Source organism: Bacillus sp. EAC (assembly GCF_002156875.1).
GTDB lineage: Bacteria > Bacillota > Bacilli > Bacillales > Bacillaceae_G > Gottfriedia.
On the sequence record NZ_NCSY01000001.1, the window covers coordinates 180,853 to 200,454 of the forward strand.

General features: G+C 30.4%; 23 protein-coding genes and 1 other annotated feature. Of the genes, 7 read left to right on the plus strand and 16 right to left on the minus strand.

Translation table 11 applies throughout. From position 1 onward, the window contains the following. Positions 1-2 precede the first annotated feature (2 nt). Positions 3-267 (plus strand) — a binding site (T-box leader). Positions 268-361: 94 nt separating this feature from the next. After that, positions 362-1,924, plus strand: a complete 1,563-nt coding sequence (gene lysS, locus B7R65_RS00765; RefSeq protein ID WP_088040811.1) for a lysine--tRNA ligase — start codon at positions 362-364, stop codon at positions 1,922-1,924. A gap of 58 nt (positions 1,925-1,982) precedes the next feature. On the opposite strand, the gene B7R65_RS21170 is transcribed toward lysS, so the two are convergent. After that, entirely contained in the window at positions 1,983-2,135 is a 153-nt protein-coding gene (locus B7R65_RS21170; RefSeq protein WP_179194721.1) for a hypothetical protein, read from the minus strand. Positions 2,136-2,317: 182 nt separating this feature from the next. Between B7R65_RS21170 and B7R65_RS00770 the strand changes: the two genes are divergently transcribed. Continuing rightward, the gene (locus B7R65_RS00770; RefSeq protein WP_088040813.1) at positions 2,318-2,827 is read left to right on the plus strand and encodes a hypothetical protein; all 510 of its coding nucleotides are present in this window, start codon (positions 2,318-2,320) and stop codon (positions 2,825-2,827) included. Between the two features lie 54 nt (positions 2,828-2,881). Here B7R65_RS00770 and B7R65_RS00775 read toward each other — a convergent pair whose 3' ends face one another. The 6 genes from B7R65_RS00775 to B7R65_RS00800 form a co-directional block, all read right to left on the minus strand. Continuing rightward, on the minus strand, positions 2,882-3,499 hold the full coding sequence (locus tag B7R65_RS00775) for a rhomboid family intramembrane serine protease (protein ID WP_088040815.1): 618 nt from the start codon (positions 3,497-3,499) through the stop codon (positions 2,882-2,884). A gap of 375 nt (positions 3,500-3,874) precedes the next feature. After that, a complete protein-coding gene (locus tag B7R65_RS00780) occupies positions 3,875-4,813 on the minus strand; it encodes a serine hydrolase domain-containing protein (protein ID WP_088040816.1) in 939 nt (312 codons plus the stop codon). A gap of 14 nt (positions 4,814-4,827) precedes the next feature. Next, on the minus strand, positions 4,828-5,448 hold the full coding sequence (locus tag B7R65_RS00785; protein WP_088040818.1) for an NUDIX hydrolase: 621 nt from the start codon (positions 5,446-5,448) through the stop codon (positions 4,828-4,830). 212 nt (positions 5,449-5,660) lie between these two features. Beyond that, positions 5,661-6,866: a TolB family protein gene (locus B7R65_RS00790; protein WP_218780379.1), complete on the minus strand. Its 1,206-nt coding sequence runs from the start codon at positions 6,864-6,866 to the stop codon at positions 5,661-5,663. A 475-nt stretch (positions 6,867-7,341) separates the two neighbouring features. Beyond that, complete coding sequence (locus B7R65_RS00795; RefSeq protein WP_088040822.1) at positions 7,342-8,109, minus strand: exodeoxyribonuclease III; 768 nt, start codon at positions 8,107-8,109, stop codon at positions 7,342-7,344. Next, the gene (locus B7R65_RS00800; protein WP_088040824.1) at positions 8,106-8,726 is read right to left on the minus strand and encodes a 3'-5' exonuclease; all 621 of its coding nucleotides are present in this window, start codon (positions 8,724-8,726) and stop codon (positions 8,106-8,108) included. Before B7R65_RS00800 ends, B7R65_RS00795 begins: the two co-directional genes overlap by 4 nt. A gap of 160 nt (positions 8,727-8,886) precedes the next feature. On the opposite strand from B7R65_RS00800, the gene B7R65_RS00805 reads away from it, so the two are divergent. Together B7R65_RS00805 and B7R65_RS00810 are read left to right on the plus strand one after the other, a co-directional pair. Further along, positions 8,887-9,294, plus strand: a complete 408-nt coding sequence (locus tag B7R65_RS00805; RefSeq protein ID WP_179194722.1) for a CidA/LrgA family protein — start codon at positions 8,887-8,889, stop codon at positions 9,292-9,294. Then, positions 9,281-9,970, plus strand: coding sequence for an LrgB family protein (locus B7R65_RS00810; protein WP_088040827.1), 690 nt, complete (start codon positions 9,281-9,283; stop codon positions 9,968-9,970). The genes B7R65_RS00805 and B7R65_RS00810 overlap by 14 nt, the downstream gene beginning before the upstream one ends. Before the next feature lie 41 nt (positions 9,971-10,011). Here B7R65_RS00810 and B7R65_RS21175 read toward each other — a convergent pair whose 3' ends face one another. From B7R65_RS21175 to B7R65_RS00845, 7 genes are all read right to left on the minus strand, one after another. After that, entirely contained in the window at positions 10,012-10,236 is a 225-nt protein-coding gene (locus B7R65_RS21175) for a hypothetical protein (protein WP_088040829.1), read from the minus strand. Between the two features lie 395 nt (positions 10,237-10,631). Next, positions 10,632-11,531: a GNAT family N-acetyltransferase gene (locus tag B7R65_RS00820; RefSeq protein WP_088040831.1), complete on the minus strand. Its 900-nt coding sequence runs from the start codon at positions 11,529-11,531 to the stop codon at positions 10,632-10,634. Positions 11,532-11,555: 24 nt separating this feature from the next. After that, on the minus strand, positions 11,556-12,782 hold the full coding sequence (locus B7R65_RS00825; RefSeq protein WP_088040833.1) for an MFS transporter: 1,227 nt from the start codon (positions 12,780-12,782) through the stop codon (positions 11,556-11,558). A 240-nt stretch (positions 12,783-13,022) separates the two neighbouring features. Continuing rightward, positions 13,023-13,643 (minus strand): TetR/AcrR family transcriptional regulator, encoded by a 621-nt coding sequence (locus B7R65_RS00830; protein WP_088040835.1) that lies wholly within the window; start codon positions 13,641-13,643, stop codon positions 13,023-13,025. 165 nt (positions 13,644-13,808) lie between these two features. Continuing rightward, positions 13,809-14,120, minus strand: coding sequence for an MTH1187 family thiamine-binding protein (locus B7R65_RS00835; protein ID WP_088040837.1), 312 nt, complete (start codon positions 14,118-14,120; stop codon positions 13,809-13,811). Positions 14,121-14,204: 84 nt separating this feature from the next. Next, entirely contained in the window at positions 14,205-15,134 is a 930-nt protein-coding gene (locus tag B7R65_RS00840) for a D-2-hydroxyacid dehydrogenase (RefSeq protein WP_088040844.1), read from the minus strand. A 414-nt stretch (positions 15,135-15,548) separates the two neighbouring features. Then, positions 15,549-15,956 (minus strand): cytosolic protein, encoded by a 408-nt coding sequence (locus tag B7R65_RS00845; protein WP_088040846.1) that lies wholly within the window; start codon positions 15,954-15,956, stop codon positions 15,549-15,551. Positions 15,957-16,089: 133 nt separating this feature from the next. On the opposite strand from B7R65_RS00845, the gene B7R65_RS00850 reads away from it, so the two are divergent. After that, the gene (locus B7R65_RS00850; protein ID WP_088040848.1) at positions 16,090-16,350 is read left to right on the plus strand and encodes an alpha/beta-type small acid-soluble spore protein; all 261 of its coding nucleotides are present in this window, start codon (positions 16,090-16,092) and stop codon (positions 16,348-16,350) included. 26 nt (positions 16,351-16,376) lie between these two features. On the opposite strand, the gene B7R65_RS00855 is transcribed toward B7R65_RS00850, so the two are convergent. Further along, entirely contained in the window at positions 16,377-16,607 is a 231-nt protein-coding gene (locus B7R65_RS00855) for an excisionase family DNA-binding protein (RefSeq protein WP_088040850.1), read from the minus strand. A 110-nt stretch (positions 16,608-16,717) separates the two neighbouring features. Continuing rightward, entirely contained in the window at positions 16,718-17,986 is a 1,269-nt protein-coding gene (locus B7R65_RS00860; RefSeq protein ID WP_088040852.1) for an ATP-grasp domain-containing protein, read from the minus strand. Positions 17,987-18,193: 207 nt separating this feature from the next. On the opposite strand from B7R65_RS00860, the gene B7R65_RS00865 reads away from it, so the two are divergent. Together B7R65_RS00865 and B7R65_RS21620 are read left to right on the plus strand one after the other, a co-directional pair. Beyond that, positions 18,194-19,438, plus strand: coding sequence for a helix-turn-helix domain-containing protein (locus B7R65_RS00865; protein WP_088040854.1), 1,245 nt, complete (start codon positions 18,194-18,196; stop codon positions 19,436-19,438). Between the two features lie 3 nt (positions 19,439-19,441). Next, a complete protein-coding gene (locus tag B7R65_RS21620) occupies positions 19,442-19,570 on the plus strand; it encodes a hypothetical protein (RefSeq protein WP_256941109.1) in 129 nt (42 codons plus the stop codon). The last annotated feature ends 32 nt before the right edge of the window (positions 19,571-19,602 follow it).

Sequence of the window (19,602 nt, forward strand, 5' to 3'; positions counted from 1 at the left end):
AATTAAATGCCATGAAGAGAAAAAGTAGTAAAGAGTAATCATTTACAGAGAACTCCGGTAGCTGAAAAGGAGTAATTATTATCTTTATGAAAAAAGACTTGGAGCTTCGTACGGAACTAAAAGTAATTGATTTTTAGGGATGCTACGACGGGTTCTCCCGTTATCGAGATAGGGTATAAGCATATTTGCCGTACCTGATAAGGTTGATATGGCAACATGTCAACAAACTGAGGTGGTACCACGAAGTTAACAACTCTCGTCCTCAAGATGAATAATCTTGGGGGTGAGAGTTTTTTTTATGGAAAGAATCTTGGAAATATTAGTTGAACTTGAAAAATAAACATATTATAGAGGTGAAATTATGCACTGGGCAATTAATATAGCAAAAGAATTGATAAATCAACATCCTGAGAAAGATACATTTGTATGTGCATCGGGTATTAGTCCTTCTGGTTCTGTACATGTAGGAAATTTTAGAGAAGTAGTTACTACTTACTTTGTCGTAAAAGCCTTAAGAAAATTAGGTAAAAAAGCTAAATTTATCTTCTCATGGGATGATTACGATCGCTTTAGAAAAGTTCCCAAAAACATAGACCCTTCTTACGAAAAATATTTAGGGATGGCTTACTTCGATATACCTGATCCATTTGGTTGCCATTCATCATATGCTGAGCATTTCGAAAAAGAATTTGAAAAATCACTAGAAGATTTCGGTATTGAGATAGAGTTCATTTATCAAAATAAGGAATACCAATCTGGACGATATAATAAACACATATTACACGCAATCAAAATGAGAAAAGAAATTTATGATATTTTAATGAAATATAAAACGAATAGTTATTCAATTGAGGAAAGAAATACGTTCTATCCTATTACTATTTATTGTGAAAACTGCAAAAAGGATAATACACATATCAATCAATTTGATGAACTAAATGGAACATTAAATTATCGTTGTACTTGTGGATTTTCAAATCGATTGAATGTTTTAGATGCAACAAATATGAAGTTAAACTGGAAAATTGATTGGGCAATGAGATGGCTGGTTGAAGATGTTATTTTTGAACCAGGTGGAAGAGATCACTCCTCGGCTACGGGTAGTTATACCGTTTCAAAAGAAATAGCAAAACAAATTTTCAATTTCAATGCACCCCACTATGCACCATATGAATTCATCGGAATAAAAGGAGAAAATGGGAAAATGTCTAGCTCCTCGGGAAACATCATTACACCGAATGAGTTATTAAATATATATCTCCCAGAAATAATTTTGTTTATGTTTGCTAAATATCATCCATCTTCATCATTTAATATTGGTTTAGATGAGGATGTCATTAAACAATTTAGCGAATTTGAACGTTATAGAGCAAATTATGAAAAGCATATGATCGAAAATGAAGATATTAGTTTTGCTATGGAATTGTCGCAAATAAATCATGAAAACTTTCTTTATCCAAAATTTAACCAAGTTGCAAGTATTCTTCCCCTACTAAACTTTAATGTTCAACTATTAAAAGAAGCTTTTGAAAATATCGGGGAGACATATTCAATTCATCAGGTAAATAAAATTAGTCGGCTAGTTGAATATTGGATTAAAAATTGGCAACCTCAAAAAAATATTCGAATTAATCAAACAAGAGCATTTGAATATTATCATTCGTTAGAAAATGATCAAAAAAATTGGTTGGAGCAATTACGTATTATACTTCAGACTTATCCTACTATTAATGATGAAGAAATTATGAAACAGATTTATGCTATTTGTCATAATGATAATAAAAAACTGATGAAACAAAATCAAAAATTACTTTTTACAATCGTTTATACACTCGTCTTAAATACGACAAGTGGACCTCCGTTGCCCTTATTGATAAAAGCAATTGGATTAGACAAAATTATTTCTTTGATAGATTTTAGATAACATAAAAAAGAAAATCCTATAATGAAAGGATTTTCTTTTTTGGCTCTTATTTGTAATTTTATTGGATTCTGTTTTTAAAAGCCTCTTCTGTAACGATATAGTCCTCTTCACGATCTTCGTGTTTTCGATCTTCAGGTCCTACAAGATATCCTTTTGGATGAGTTGGTTTATGCCCTTTTTTCTTATGGTTAAAACTTTTACCACGTGCCATACTAAATGCCTCCCTAAAATAAATATCATTAATAATATGGATTTTAAGAGTTTAACTTATTGATGGGAATTATTGCATGAGTAAAATCTAATTTTGTAGACGATAAATTAATTATCACAACTTTTCTATTTTACAAACAATTGTTATGATTAATGTAACTAAACTGAACATAGAGGTAGAACATGGAGAAAGATATTGCAATTAATATTTCTAAATTAATTAATAAATGGAGTAATAAAAATAATTCATTTTATTCAATACAAGAAATTCCAACACCATTGAATACTTTAGTTGACTTTCAGCAATGGGCGAATGGAAAACCAATTGTTGCTGCGTACCATTTAAGTAAAGTAGAAGAAGAAGATTATTACTTTTTATTTATTGATTGGCATAGGAATCAAAATTATTATTTAGTTATTTATGTTGGTAATAAAACAACTACTGCTGCAGAAATTAGAGAAGTAAAGGAATTAAACGGTAAACTAAACTTAACTTGGAAGTATAATCCACTTAAGCGTGATGGACGGAATGCTGAAAGGAAAACTTATTTTAAGCAAGCTTTTGGCTCGTTAATAGTCGAGATACCTTTACCAACAAAAACAGAAGAAATTGAAGAATTTTTTAATCAACTATACAAATTATGTAGAAACCGTCAAACCGCTGATCGAATAATTGATAAATTTGATCTATGATTTAAATTGAAATGAACAAAAAAAACAAATGGATCTCCCATTTGTTTTTTCAATTTATGCATAATAGGAGTGATGAAATTTCGATTTTTTATTTAATAACAATGGAGTAATAAAAAATCCTATTCCCATACCAGCAATATGTCCAATTAAGCTTGAATTTGGGATGATAAAAGAAGAGATTAATCCAATTGCTAAGAATGTTAAAATAAATTTCCGATCATCTGTTAAAAGTAAGTTTTTTCTAAATAAAATAATATACAAATATATACCTAAATATGCGTAGCCAACTCCTGAAGATCCTGAGCTAACAATATTAGATGAATATGTAAAGTACATTACAATTCCAGTAAATAATGCAGATACTAAATAGGCAACTAATAATCTAAATGAACCTAGCGCCCTTTCTAAAGGTCTACCTAAAATGATCATAAAAGTCATATTCATAAAAAAATGTGCATAGCTTCCATGCATAAATGCATATGTAAAAAGTCGCCAATATTCTCCCTGATTTACTAAGTCATGTTGATAGCCGCCAAGTTTTAGTATATTTGCAGTAGAATATCCACCTGAAAACGCGGTCAAAATCATAAGTATTGTACAAATACCAACCATAATTGAAATGACTGGATATCTTTTAATAAACGTTTTAAAATCTTCTGTTACTAAAAACATCAGCTTTCATCCCTTCTTCAGAGGAAAAATCGTTCAAAATCCATTTCATATTATATAATTCGACATCTTTTCTAAAATTCCTATCATAAATTATAGCTGTTTTAAGTAAACTTTGTTGGTAGTAAACAAGGAGAGTTGTAGATTTCCACTTTAGGTTTCTTGCTTTTTAGAGCGGAGAAGGTAATCCACTCCATCGAATACACGACTTGGGGGTCTCACTTGTCCCGCAACTTCTCCCACAGAAGTGTCGCATATTTGCACCAATCATTATATTACTCAATGGTATAAGCTATCAAAACCTTTTAAAACTAAAACCTTTAGAAAGGAGTATAAAATAAATCCCACTTAGTAATTGATCAATTGTGTTAGTGATAATTAATGCTCCTCGTTAGGTTCCAAAAGAAAATACTTTTTGAATAGTTTCAATGGACTACTGGTTTCTATGTATTTTGCTGACGTAAAAACAGCTACTAAATTATGCAGAGGTGATACAATGATAGATTGTCCACCGTATCCCATTGCAAAATAAATAGTGGGATCATATAATTTCTGATTTTGATCTAATAAAATCCACCAATGATATCCGTAAGAACCAATTTGATCATAGGAATGAAATTTTTTACTTGTAGATCTATCAACCCAATCACTTGATACGATTTGTTTATTTAACCATTTACCATTTTGTAGCATTAATATACCAATTTTTAACATATCTTTCGTTTTCAGGCTTAAACCAAAACCACCTATATTTATCCCCTTGGAATCTTCATGCCAAACATATTCTTGAATTCCTAAAGGTTCAAAAAGTACTTCTTCTGCAAAGTCTGATAACTTTTGATTAGTTACTTTTTGAAGTATTGCACTTAATAGATGGGAAGAACCTGAATCATAAATCATTTTTATTCCAGGTTCTGTTATCATATTCTTTTCTAGAACATAATTAACCCAATCATTACTATTAATCATAGGGAATGGTCTTCCACCCCATTCTCCCCATTCAGGCCAGTCGTATCCAGGGGTCATTGTTAATAAATGTTCGATTGTAATATCCCTTTTACTCGGATCGATTATTGGAAAATACATCGAAATCGGACTCTTTATACTTTCAATTAACCCTTTATCAAGAGCGATACCGATTAATATCGATAGGACACTTTTTGTAACTGAGTTTACTTTAAATAATTTCGACTCACTTTTTACATTTTTAAAATATTGATATTCTATCTCACCATTTCGATAAATTACGCTTGAAGAAATTCGCTCTTTTATCATCTCTTTTTTTAATTCGTCATACAAAACTGAATCTCTAATCAATTTTTTTCTCCTTATTAATCAAATAATGTTTCTTTCAGCGGGTCCTTTAAAAATTCAAATAATGTTTTAATTTGTGACTCTGTATTTCTACTAATTGATAAACTTGGTAAATTATTTTCTGAGAAAAAATTTATTTCCTTCGTCTCTAGCCCGATTTTGGCATGTCCTCCTGTAATACTACATAGAATAAACAATTTATAATAATGATAAGGTTGTGGTGGATGTGGATGTTTATTCATATCAAATACAGCAAGTAACTTCTGTGTTCTTACTTGATATCCGGATTCCTCAGCTATTTCTTTCACAATATTCTCAGATGGTGAAAGTCCAGTATCACAAAAGCCTCCAGGTAAAGACCACTTGTTATCATTTTTTTCACGTACTAACAAGATTTTCCCATCTTGAAATACTGCGCCTCTTACATCGATTTTAGGAGTTTGATATCCTTTATCCAGCTTATATAAATTAATTATTTCTTCAAATTCAAGCTCAGTATATTCATTTAATATTTCAGCACTTAATCGTTGTAATTCCTCATACCTTTCAATATCAAATACGTCTTTAGAAAAAGTTAAACCATTTTGTGAAATAGACTGTATTTTTTTTGCCCATTCTAACCATTTAGTATGACTCATCAAAAACCCGCCTTATTTATATTTCTATATAATATTTATTTTCATAAGATTTGTTTCCATTTTATAGTAAACTTGGACTTTATTAAACCAATCAGTTTATTTCAATTAAAAAATTGCCACGAAAAATCCCCTTAATTTTAACCAGTAATATCATTCTATTTACTGTCTACTTTAAGGGGATATTCGCAAATATACGTCCTAACATTTAAAAGCTATTTTTGATATAAATTGAATACTTCACTCCATTCCCAATGCTCATAATACCAAGTCCCTAAATCTAGTTTAGGAATCCATTTTACTTGTCCCGAACCATCCAAATTAGAAACTAAAACACTGGCTTCTTTCCGATTTGTTCGAATCCATAACAAGTTATTACCGTTATTAACACTTTCCGGAAAAAAATCTCCTTCATTTAGTAATGGAAAAGTTACTTTTTTTTGCATATTGTTTTTGAGATTAATTTGATAAATGCTAGGCATTGGTCTTTTTGAGATATCTACTAAATCTTTTTCAATTGAACGCGAAACATAAATTTGATGATTTGATTTCCAATTCAGATCTCGATCAACAAATCCTTTTGGCGTATAAATATAATTTAATTTTGTATTCGCTACTTTGTTAATTGCTAGTTTCTTATTAATTGTAGAAACACGATTATCCCCTTTTATAAATGCTAAGTAATTATTAGCTGGTGCCCATTGGAACCATTCTTCGTAATGAAGCATTTCATCGATCTTATGAAAATTAGTCGCATTACTTGAAATGACACTTAAAACATTACTATCAGCGGACAATGATCCTGTTGGTTCAATCTCAAAGGCAATCCAATTACGATCATGCGACCATTTAAACTGACTTGTATCATAAAAATAATCTTTTTTAGCAACATGAATCGTATAAAAATGTTTTTTAACAAAATGATTATTACTTTTAATATTTATTTTAGATAAAACGATATCAGAAAAAACATTTTCACTTATTTTAGAAGCTACTAAAAAGCCGTTCCCTTCTGGAAGCCAAGAAAATACAAGTATTCCCGTACTTAGCTGAACAGGTTTATTCATAGTTTTTACATTTATCATTTTTAAATCTTTTTCAATTTGATATGCTATCGAATTTTGATTCGGGGACCACTGAAAATTGTTACTTACATTGGTCGAAAGTTTAAAGGATCTCTTTGACTTAATATGATAGAGCCAAAGATCTCCTGTATAAAAAGCTCCGTATTCTTGTTTTTTACCACTAAGATATGCAAGCCATTCCCCGTTATAAGACCATTTAGGATACCTAACATATTTACCATCTGTGATTCTGATTTCTTTCTGGTCATTCTTTATCCACAAATCGTCTTTTTTAATAAATGCTGCTTTTAATTCATCTTTTCTCTCTCCAGAAACATCTGAAAATGGAAGAAGCAAAAATAAAAATATGGAAAGGATCAAACTATACTTTTTCATCTATAACTGTTTAATACCACCTTTAATTTAAAAGTTTCTTATTAATTTCCCCGCAATTAAAGTTTATACTATAAAAATGCATCTTTTATTTTGACTCTTTTCTATAAAATTAATGTTTTTAAAAGGGAGTTTAAAACAAACAGTAAGAAACGAAAATGATGAACGGATATGCTAGACTCTAGTGGGAATAGCGGGCAGATGATTCTTTAACAGTAGTCAAAAAGGTAGGCATGCATATACCACGAAGTCCTGTCGTAACGCATGCATGCCCCACATCATCTGGGCCCAGGATGCTCTTCACCTGCCCCAACGGAAAAGCGAGCATACTGAGTGGGTAACTACAATTCTCCTCGTTTACTAGCAACAAATTTCACACAAACTATACTATTTAAAATAAAAAAGAGGCCCATATTTTTAAATATGAACCTCTCTTTACTTATTTGATTATCTTATCTTTTAAAGTTAATACCACCGGACAGTGGTCACTACCCATTACCATCGAGTGAATTTCAGAATTAATTAGTTCTGATTGAAGTCGATTAGAAATGATAAAATAATCTATTCGCCAACCTACGTTTCTCTCTCGAACTTTAGCCATATATGACCACCAAGTGTATGAGCCTTCCATAGTTGGATTTAGAAAACGAAAACTATCCGTGAACCCGCTCTCTAATAAAGCAGTCATTTTACCTCGTTCTTCTACTGTAAACCCTGAGTTTGTCCGATTTGATTTTGGATTTGCCAAGTCAATTTCATTATGAGCTACGTTTAAGTCACCGCATAAAATAACTGGTTTTTGTTCATCAAGTTTGTTTAAATATACATTAAATTCATCTTCCCAGCTTAAACGTATTGGTAATCTTGCTAAATCTCGTTGTGAATTTGGGGTATACACATTAACCATATAAAATTTTTCGAATTCTAATGTTAACACTCTACCTTCAGTATCCTCTTCTTTTCCATTAAACCCATAACTAACGCTAATTGGCTTATGTTTTGAGAAGATTGCTGTACCAGAATATCCTTTTTTAATTGCTGAATGCCAGTATTGTTCGTAACCATCTAATTCTAGTGTTACTTGATCTTCTTGACATTTCGTTTCTTGAATACAAAAAATATCCGCATTTTGTTCTTTAAAATAATCTAAAAATCCTTTTTGTATACAAGCTCTAATTCCATTTACATTCCAAGAAATTAATTTCATGCTTTTTTCTCCAATTTACGTTTCGGTTTTGGTTTTACTAAAGACGATCGATAATCAAATTGATGAATTAGACCGTGATAAATCGAAGTCTTTTCATATAATTCCTCGAAAGATGAAATCTCATTTCTTTTCGTTAAATGAAGAAATATTCTCGCACATGCTTCTGCATCTGCTAAAGCATGATGATGATTATCCAATTCAACACCAAATTGGTTTGATAAGATGTCTAAAGAATAACGTGCTTGTTTTGGTAATATTTTTTTTGCCAATTGAAGCGAACACAATAAATTATTCTCAACTGAAGGAATACCATATCTAGATAAATTATCTTTTAATGCATATCCATCAAAAGGTAAATTATGTGCTACAAGTGTTTTCCCTTTGATTTTATCTTGAATGGCTTGATAAAATTCTGGGAATATTGGTGCATCCTGTACATCTTTTGGTCTAATTCCATGAACTGAAATATTCATAGAATAAAATTCTTCCTCTGGATTAATTAAGGAGTAAATTTGATCAACTATTTCTCCATTTTCAACAAATACAAATCCTGCTGCACAAATACTATGTCGATTGTAATTTGCTGTTTCGAAATCAAACGCTACAAATGAATTCATTTATACAACTTCCTTTTTGTTTAATAACTCTATTATAAACTGTTTTACAAAAACATGCATTTTTGTATTGGAGTAAAAAAATCACATTTTCTCAATAATTTATTGTACAATATGTAGATTAATAATCTCGTAGTTAAAAAGCAATAAAAGGATGTTGATGATGAAATTTGTCCAATTAATTATTCAAATAAGCTTTCTCTATTTATTACTTTTTATAGGAAATCTAATTCAACAAAAATTTGATTTAATCATTCCTGGGAGTATTATTGGAATGCTTATCTTATTTTGCTTGTTATATTTACCCTTTTTTAAAGAAAAGTGGGTTCGGTACGGAAGTAATTTTTTAAATAAACATTTAACGCTTTTATTCATTCCAGCAACTGTCGGAATCATTCAATATTCGTCATTATTAAATATCCATGGCTTTATTTCTATCATTATTGTATTAATTAGTACAATGTTAGTTTTTATTTTTTCTGTTATAATCAGTTCTTATCTTTCATCTCGTTCCTCAAAAAATCAGCCTAAAGAGAACAATATGAGGAGTGAACTTAATGAAAGAATTTAATAGTTTACTATTTATTTTGATGACTGTTTTCTTTTATCTAGCTGCAAAAAAATTATATTCAAAATTCCCTTATCCAATATTTGTACCAATTGTGACGACTACTACAGTAATTATTTTAATTCTGGCAAATCTAAATATTTCTTATGAAAATTACATGCATGGTGGAAAATGGATTAATTTACTTCTAGGTCCAGCTGTTGTTTCATTTGCATTTCCTTTATATGAACATCGAAAAACTTTAAAAAGACATGCTGTATCTATTTTGATAAGTGTATTTGCAGGAACAATCATGGGGTTGCTTACAGGTGTTTACTTATCCATTTGGTTTGGAGTTAAAAGAGTAATACTGCTGTCTCTAGCAGCAAAATCAGTTACAACTCCTTTAGCAATGGGAATTACTTCAATTCTTGGCGGTATACCATCATTGACAGTTGTTTACGTGATGGTCGCAGGTATATCTGGATCGATTTTTGGTCCTTTTATCCTATCAAGACTGAATATAACCCATCCTGTTGCAATTGGTGTCGGATATGGAATCGCTTCCCATGGTGTGGGTACTGCAAAAGCATCTGAATATGGTAAAGTTGAACAAGCGATTAGTTCGATTGCAATGACATTAAGTGCTATATTTGCTTCAATTGTCATTCCCATATTAATGAAGTTCATATTAAAATAAAAAAATGCCACAATAATTGTGGCATTTTATAGTTTTCTCGTTTACCAAGGTCTACCCCAACCCCACGGACGGCCCCAGCCCCATGGACGATGAAATCCCCAAGGTCTACCCCAACCCCATGGACGACCCCATCCCCATGGTCCAAATGCAGCAGCTCCTAAGAAAAATGGGAAAAAGAAAGGAAAAAAGAATCTTTCGTCTTGTTGTTGTGGAATTTGAGAATATGGATAATAAGGATGCTCGGATTGATGTTGATAATTAGTCATATACTTCACCTCCATACTACTCATTGTACGGGGGCAACTGTATATAGGAGCAAGGTCAAGTATATAGGCTAACATACATTTATTTAATATATTCCTTTACAATTAACCAAATTTATTAGTTTAGACACTTTCCAAAAAAATGTTGTTATTAAAAAGCTTTTTAAAGCAAACTGTAAACAAAGAAAATGATGAACGGATATGCGAGACTCCTTTGGGAATAACGGGAAAAATGAGGCCTTAGCAGTAGTCAAAAGGTAGGCATGATAATACCACCACGTCCTATCGTAACGCATGCATGGCCACACCGCCTGCCTAACTATAAAGCCAGCATCATGGGGTGACAATCTATATTTCTCTATATTTACAAGCAAAAAAGTTTCGCAAACAGCCTCAGTTTAATTTAAGGTTTTGTACATCTCATACTGAGATAGTTTTTCTTTATTAAATTGCAATTGATTAAAGAATCCTTCGAGACTACTATTATTTGGAAAAGCTGTTGAAATAGCATTTAATTCTAATTCCAAGATTGCAGTTTTTAATAAGTTTGTAGCTACCTTACTATTTCTAAATTTTTTATCAACCATTATAAAACTAATTTTACCATGTTTGTTAATTGCTAATGTCCCAACACCTACATCGTTTTTAGTCGCTTGATAATAAGTAAAATTAGTTGCCTTCTCTAGAAACTCAAGATCATTTTGCCAGTTAATATGATAATCCCATTGCTGCACTGTATCTTTGAATAAATTAAACTCAATTTTGCTTATGTTGCACTCTGTTTTGTCAGGTAGGAACGATATATTTGATGTATCTTTATTTGTAAAATATGAAAGATCGTAAACTTTTTCATAGCCAAGTTTTTTATAAAAATTAATTGCGCGATCGTTACCTACTATAACTTCTAGGAACAGTTGTTTACACTCGTTTTTTTCTGCTTCTTCTTTATGCAATTCAAATAATTTCTGGCTTATCCCTTTTCCTCTAAACGAAGGACTTATTGCAAGCGTACCACATCTCATTGTTTTAATATTTTCGTAGTTTTTAATTCCACCAAGTATTACACCTACAGCATCATTTTCATGTATAGCTACAAATGAATGTTCCAACTTATTCCCTTCTGGTCCAAAGAAAAGTGCAATAAATTGTTCTTTCGGTAAATCTAATTTAACTATATAGTCTGAAAATCCGATTGAAAAAGCTTGGTAAGCAAAATCAATATCTACATCTGAACATCTATAATATTTTACTTCATCTAAAATAGCATTATTGAGGGTATTTGTCGTATTTGTCTCCATAACTTCACTTCCTTTAACAAATTATTATTTACTCACAATAAGATCACTTTCTTGATTTTTAACTTGGTCATTCTCAAGATTGAATAGCTTTTTCGAAAAAAGATAAAAAGTAATGATTAATATTAAAACAATTAAACTACCATGAAATAACATTACGAGTTGACTCATTTTCATAACAGTTAATAATGGGGAAACTGCTACAAAACCTATCGTGAACCCTAATCTATTTAATAAATTAGTCACTCCAAATATTCTACCTCGAATTGAATTTTCTGTCTTTTGAACGATAGTTGAAAAATATGTTCCTGCTGCTGCATCAAATAATCCAGTAAAAAATGCAAAAAACAAAATAAACCATAGAATATTACTCGATAGAAATAAAATGAACCCTATTGATGTTAATATAGATGTACCATAATAAGCGAACAGAAATTGCTTTTTAAACCATGGTATTTTTGGAATCAACCAAGTAGAAAGAATTCCACCGATTCCCCAAACACCCCAAATCATGCCTTGAAAAAATGTAGCACTTTTAGTACTAAGTTGCTCGGCTAAAATCGGTACTCCTACGTTATGTGAGCTTGCAGAAAAAGTTTGAAATAAAAAAACAATAAATAAATATACGAGTAATGGTTTAAGAAATACATAGTTTTTTACTTCTTTTAAATCAGTTAATAATTGCTTTCTCGTATTTTCTTTCTTATTAATCGTATTCTCCCATTTAAAGAGAAATAAAACGGCTGCTGATAAAAAATAAGAAATAGAATCGATTGTAATAATGACTCTATAATTTACTACAGTAGATAACAATGCTGATCCTAGAAAACCTATTACCATACTAATTGCAGCTAATCGCGAAATAAACGCGTTAATTTTAAGAATATTATCTTCCCCAAAAATTTGAGGTATATCTGCGCTAAAACTAACTGAGAAGAAACTGCCTAAAGCTCCTATCAGAAAAGCTACCAGTGCAAACATGATTGGAGATGGGAAAAGGCAAAGGATTAATATGCTTAAACCTCTTGCAATATCACTAAATATCATTAATTTTCTTCTATCATATCGATCTGCAATTATTCCCGAAAATAAACTTGTAATAATTCCTCCACATACACGTAATGCCAAAACAGCAGCTAACCAGGTCGTACTTTTGGTCATTGAATAAATAACAGCATTCATAACAACCAATTCCATCATACTTCCGATATCTGAAAAGGCCTTCGTGTATAAAAAATAAACCTTTTTCCCCATATTATCCCTACATTCTTCCGGATATTATCCCAAATTTTTTTAATGAAGACATAAACAAATTATTTTAATTTGAACTGAATTCATATCAAAGTCACCTCCAATAAAAATAAAACTGACTGTTAAGTTTATTTTATCTTTTTACTAGTTTATGTCAACAAATTAATTTTTAACATACTAAATTTTCAGATTATTAAACTTTTATTTTTAGGTAGTAAAGAATACTGCTTCACTACCTAAATGTTACTTTTTATTTATGAGTATATTCATAATCATTTCTTCTGCTAGCTCAAATTGCTGTTTATAAATTTCATCGTCTTCTACTACAGAATAATGCAAACAAATTCCATCAATGTTTGCCCAGAATATACTTGAAACGGTGTCAGTGTGAACTTCGTTATTAAATTCACCTGAAATTTTGCCTTGTTCAATAATATTACTTAAAAATGCACGATATTGGTCTTTATAACGATCAATCATTATCTTTTGCAGATTTTCATGACGAGCTGAATTAATCCAGAATTCCATATGAACACGAATCATATCTCTCCATTGTTCTGTTAATGAGATTTCACGATACATTTTAAATAATTCTCTTATTTTTTCAGTAGATGATGTTGTCTTTTCAAAACGAGCATCTATTCGTTCAAACGTTTTATTTGTACGTTCTTGCATTAATGTTAAATATAACTCTTCTTTACTTTTAAAATAATTATAAATTAGACCTTTACTCGTTTTTGAATATGAAACAATATCATCCATTGTTGTCGTATGATATCCCTTTTCACCAAAGCATTTTAAAGCACTATCTAATAAGCTCTCTCTTTTACGTTCTTTATAATCCTCAGAAACTTTTGGTGGCATAAATCCAACTCCTAGTAGCTATTTAAATTAAACTGACCATTTAGTTTAGTTTATCAACAGAAATCTTTTATTTCAATACTATAATCCTATTTATCTAACTATTCACTACAAAGTAAAAGTGTGATAAAAAAGTGACTAAACTTTATTTTGTTTAGTCACTTTTCATTAATTTTGTTCAAGTTTTGCTTGCACTGAAGCTAACTTGCCTTCCATAGTACTCTTCTTGTCTCTACGATCATCAATTCGGATTGTTGTAGCGACTCTAGAAATACCATTTGTAAAAGGAACTTCATGCATTTCTTGTACGACTTTTAGAAGTAAAGAAAGTTCCCCTTCTAAAATTGTATTCATTGGAGTAAGTTGATATTTAACTTCACCATCATATTTTTCTAAAACTTTATGTATATTTGCCACATAAGCACTTACACTTGGTGTTTCTGTGCCAATTGGAACGATTGAAACGTCAATAATTGCCATTTCCATTCTCCTTTCAAGAAACATATTTTTGATGCATTCATATCTTAACATGATTTCATCAAAATGGAAAAATTCACATTTCGATTAATAACCTTTTTCGATTTCAACTATGTTGCTAAGATTTTTTTTATTCTCTAATTTTTCTAGAGTATCTACAAAACATCTTACACCATCATTAGGCAAAGTAACTGCCGATATATGAGGTGTGATCGTCACATTTGGCATATTCCATAAAACAGATTCTTTTGGTAATGGTTCTACATTAAACACATCCAAGATCGCTTTTCTTACATGACCAACTTGCAAAGCCTCAACAAGCGAATCCTCAGAAACAGTCGCACCTCTTCCGACATTAATAAAACCTGCATTATTTAAATTCTTAAATGTGAACATATTTATTAAATTTTGAGTTTCTTTCGTGGATGGCAATACACTTATTACCCAATCTGTATTATCTAAAATTGATGCAGCTTCTTGAAATGAAACAACTTTTTCAAAAAATGGCTTATGATTTCCACTCATTGAAACTCCAAACACTTTCATACCAAGTAATGATAAAGTTCTACCAATATATCCACCAATTTCTCCAGTTCCAAATATAACTACTTTTTGATCATCTAATGATTTTGGGATGTGAAACTCCCATTTTTTTTCAGCTTGTAGAGTTGAAAACTGTTCATGTAATTGAGAATCTTGCAATATGTAGCTTAAACAATACTGACTCATTTTTGGTCCAAATACATCAACTGTTCTAGTTAAGAGTACATCCTCTTTCCAGTCAATCTTCATAAAACTATCAACACCAGCAGCAAGAGAATGAACCCATTTTATATTACCAAACTCAAAATTTGGTGTTGGTCGAAATCCTACAAACGTATCAGCCCATTCATAATCTTCTTTCGTCACTTCATCTTCTGCTAAGAAGCGAAACTCTTTAGAAAGATTATGAGATTCAATAATTTCTTTAAGTTTATGCTGAATTCGACTAGTAACTAATATTTTTTGAACATCCATTTTCTTCAACTCCTTTTATAGTAGTTAGTTAATTTTAGCATATTATTTTGAAAAAAATGGAATAATCATTTTGATTCATCACTTTGTTTTGACATTATGACTATTGAAGTTATTTAAAGATAGTTTTTCAGTATATTCCTTATAATAAGTGTGGTTAAAACCCCACCATGAGAATAAGAAAACTGAGTAGAAGTTCGTTCCACAGACGTGGATAGTTTTTCGAGATGATTAACGACTTCCATTTAAAGTTAGTTTACAAAAAGAAGGAAAGCCAACATTAATTTGGCTTTCCTTCTTTTTGTTATATAGAATGAAATTTACGTTTTAAGATATTAGTCATCACTTTGAATATCTATTCAAAACCCAAAGTATAAACCCCCTATTTAATGGAAGAAAATACATTTTATGGTATTTTTATACTTCTAAATCATTTCCTTCTTCAATGATATGGAATAATAAATGAACTAAATGATGAATTGAATTAGTAGCTTCTAACTCAACTTCTTCCTCTCCTTCAGTTTCATCAATAAATTCTAAATCATTTAAATACAAAGCCATAAATTCATAATAATCCTTCATCGCAAAAGAATAACATGCAATTGGATCCTCTTCTTCATCTTCATATTGTAAAAGTAAATGTGATACATTGCCGTCATTATCTTCAGAATCAAAAAACACAAAAAAACCGATATTTGTATCAATTTCAAATAAATGCCTTGTACCACCTTCAGTTGCTTTATGATATTCTTCATCATTCAACTTCTGAATTAACATATTGTCTACATTATCCTCTTTGTGAAAAGTAACATTAAATGATTTCATTGTTAATCTCCTTATGTATCAAAATATTTTATATTAATTCTCTCTTTAAGTAACATACCCGATTCTATAGTAATTATTTCCAAAAAATAAAAAATGAGTATAAGGGTAAGCTACAAAAAAAGGAGTGAATCTTATGAGTAGAAGAAATAAACTTTTAGTACCAGAATCTAGAAAAGCTTTAGATGAGTTAAAGGCTAAAGTTGTTAATGCATCAAGTCCTGAGAACGCAAAATTCGAAGCTGCCGAAGAAGTTGGTGTTCCTCTCACAAAAGGATATAACGGAAATCTAACCTCTCAACAAAATGGTAAAGTTGGCGGAAGGATTGGTGGCAAAATGGTCAAAGAACTTGTTAGAATGGCTCAAGAAAACTTAAATAAAAATCCAAAAATATAGCGGGTTATTTGTTCCCGCTACTTTTTTTAGTCTTCATCTTTAATATCTGGGTCCTCAGGTATAGGTTCATTATAATAATCTGTTATTAACTTCTTCATTTTTTCCATTTGATCTAAGTGATTATTAAACTGCTCTTTATAGATTAAATACTGTTGTCCATCATGAACTACTCTTATTTTTTGCTCTTGAATGAGCTGTTTGATATAAGATTCATCAAGCGATAGATATTCAGCTGTTTCTTTAATTGTTAAATACATCGAATTCTCCTTACTTACCAATTTCACCTTATTTTAACATAGATTACTACATAACTATTAAATACTGCTCAAAGAAAAAAACAGAGAAAATTCATCTCTGCTTTGATCGGTTAATAAGATGTCCCTCTTACACTTAAAAACATTAATAAGTTTTGAATGGCTTTTTGAGCAATCAGTAGAGCTTGATCAGCATGTGAATGAATCGTTCTAACAAATGCGATTCGCGAATATGAACTAGATAATCTACTTACATGTATGCCATCTGAAATTAGCTGACTAAACTCCGCAACGCCTTCCATTTCTTTAATTTCATCTTTATTTTGAATACTTTCTAAAATACCATCGAAATTCACATAAGAATACCAAATAGCAGAAGATTTACTCGACTTATTTGTTGAATTTATTTGTTTCACTATTTTCTCTTTAATTAAAAGTCCAGCCTCTTGTTCGATTACATATTGAATACAGTCTACTCCGATTGAATCATAAATAAGTTCAGGTAATTTATCACTCGGTGGTCTTAAATGTGTTTCAATTATTTTTGGTCCTTCATTTGTATAAATGATATCAGTATGCGTAATTCCATAATGAATGTTTAAGATATTTAAAAAATCAACAGTGTATTTTTTAATTTCGTTTTCAATATTGTCTGGTAACTCCGCTGGAAAAACATGACCAATTTCTACTTTGCTTACTGGATCTACATGCTTTTCTACAATACCAACAATAAAATGTTCTCCATTTTCAGATAGAATTTCTAAACTAAATTCTCTGCCTTCTAAGAGTGGTTCAATCATTAACGTAGAATGATCAAGTCGAGGTGCAGTTGCCGAATCCGACAATAAAAACGCACTTTCGATCTCCTTTTCAGAATTAATAATTGATATGCCTGTACTTGATTTCCCTTTTGATGGCTTTAAGATTAATGGATAAGAATGATTTTTTGCAAAATCTTTAATATGTTCAATTGAGTTTACTAATCTTGCTGGTGTATTTTCGAAATTACACTCTATTAATCTATTTCGCATCTCGAACTTATCATTTACCCATCGAACTGTATCTGAATGATGAAACTTCAGATTTAGTGCTTCTGCGATTGCACTTGCCTTATCCTGGTCCAATTCCTCAAAGGAAGAAATTTGATGGATTGGATCCATTCTATGTAAATTTTTTGCATATTCAATCCATTGTTCTGTTGAAGCATCGTCTTTAATAACAATAATAGATTCGTGGTTTTGTGCTCTATGTAAAAATGGCATTTCAGATGCTCTACAAATTACACTTGTTCGAATAGATGAATCTATTTCGCTTAATTTAGAGGAATAATTAGATGTACCTACAATTAGGATATGTTTATTTGCTATAGTTAGATTTTCCATTTAAAATCCTCCCCATTTAAATTATTAGTTCGTACAATCGATTAGCTTGTTCGGTTAAAGACTATCTATTTAATTATTAAATTTTACGAAAATTGGCGTAAATACAATATATTTGTAGAAAAATATACGAATAGCCCATGACTTTTGTTACTAATTAGACTAAAATATAATTATATTTCTGTAAATTGGGGTTTTGGAGTGGAATATATGTTCGAAAAAGGATCAATTATTCAATATTTTCGTCAAAAAAATGGCCTTACCCAAGAAGAACTTGGACATGGCATCTGTTCGAAAACGCATTTAAGTAAGATTGAACGTGGACTTACTGAGGTTTCAGATGAAACCATTTCACTTCTTTGTGCACGAATGGGTTTTGATATTGATGAAGAAATAAATAAGCTTAAAAACGTTGAAAAACTACTGGATACACTACAAAAACAAATAATTTTTCAAGAGAAAGAACGAGCACTAGGTATAATAGACCAGCTCGAAAATCAAGAATTTAGTTATATAACTCCATTACATTTTCGTTATTTACTTTTAAAAACAAGGCAATTTATAGTAGATAATAAGTTAGAGCAAGCTAAAAAAATATTATTTTCGAAGGAAATACAAAATCAAAAAATACCCCAACTTGAGGAGAATTTACTAAATCATACTCTTGGAATATACTATATTCAGGTAAACCAAATACATAATGCCCTAGATCATCTAAAGAAAATCTCAATAGAAGGCTATCAAAACTTAGAAATTCATTATCACCTTGCACTGGTTTATCATATCTGTGACGCATATGTTTCATCCTATTATCATTGTCAGAAAGCAAAAGAGTACTTTGTTTTAACAAATAACTATTCTAGACTTTTAGACACTGAAACGTTACAGTTAATTATTTTAGAAGATGAATCACATGTTGATTTTTCAGAAATAGAAACTAAGTATCAAAATCTATTAGAAATAGCTGAGATGATAAAGGATAAGAAAAGAGAATTTAACTTATTACACAATTTCGCATATCAGATATATAAAAAAGGTGATTTTGTACAAGCACGTGAAATGTATTTACAAGCAAAGGAAGCTCATACAACAGATCCAATTCAATATTTAATATCGCATTTTGGGTATGTACGTTGTTTAGTTGAAGGTAGCTTGGAGAATAATGAATTTATTCTAAAACTTATATATGAAGGTAAAAGTTTTTCAAAAAAATATAAACAATTATACTATGAATATTTGTTTTATTTATATGAATTAAAAATTGAAGGCAATGAAATGGCCTACTTCGAATTTTTAGAAGTTACTTTAGTTCCATACCTATATGAGATTAAGTATAAAGCGTTTTTTGATTTATATTTTGAAGAATTAACACAATATTATCTTTCTATAAATAGCGGAGACAAAATTCTCTGTTTATTAAAAAAATATAAAATATCTATTTCGATGGGAGAATAAAAAATGAAAAAAATATTCGTAATTCTTGGATCAGCATTCGTATTATTAACAAGTATTTCATACAATAGCTTTTCAACTTCAGACAATACTGAAGTTCAAACTTTAGTTAATAAAATATATCCAGGTGCATAAAAGAAAAACACGAATCAAAATGATTCGTGTTT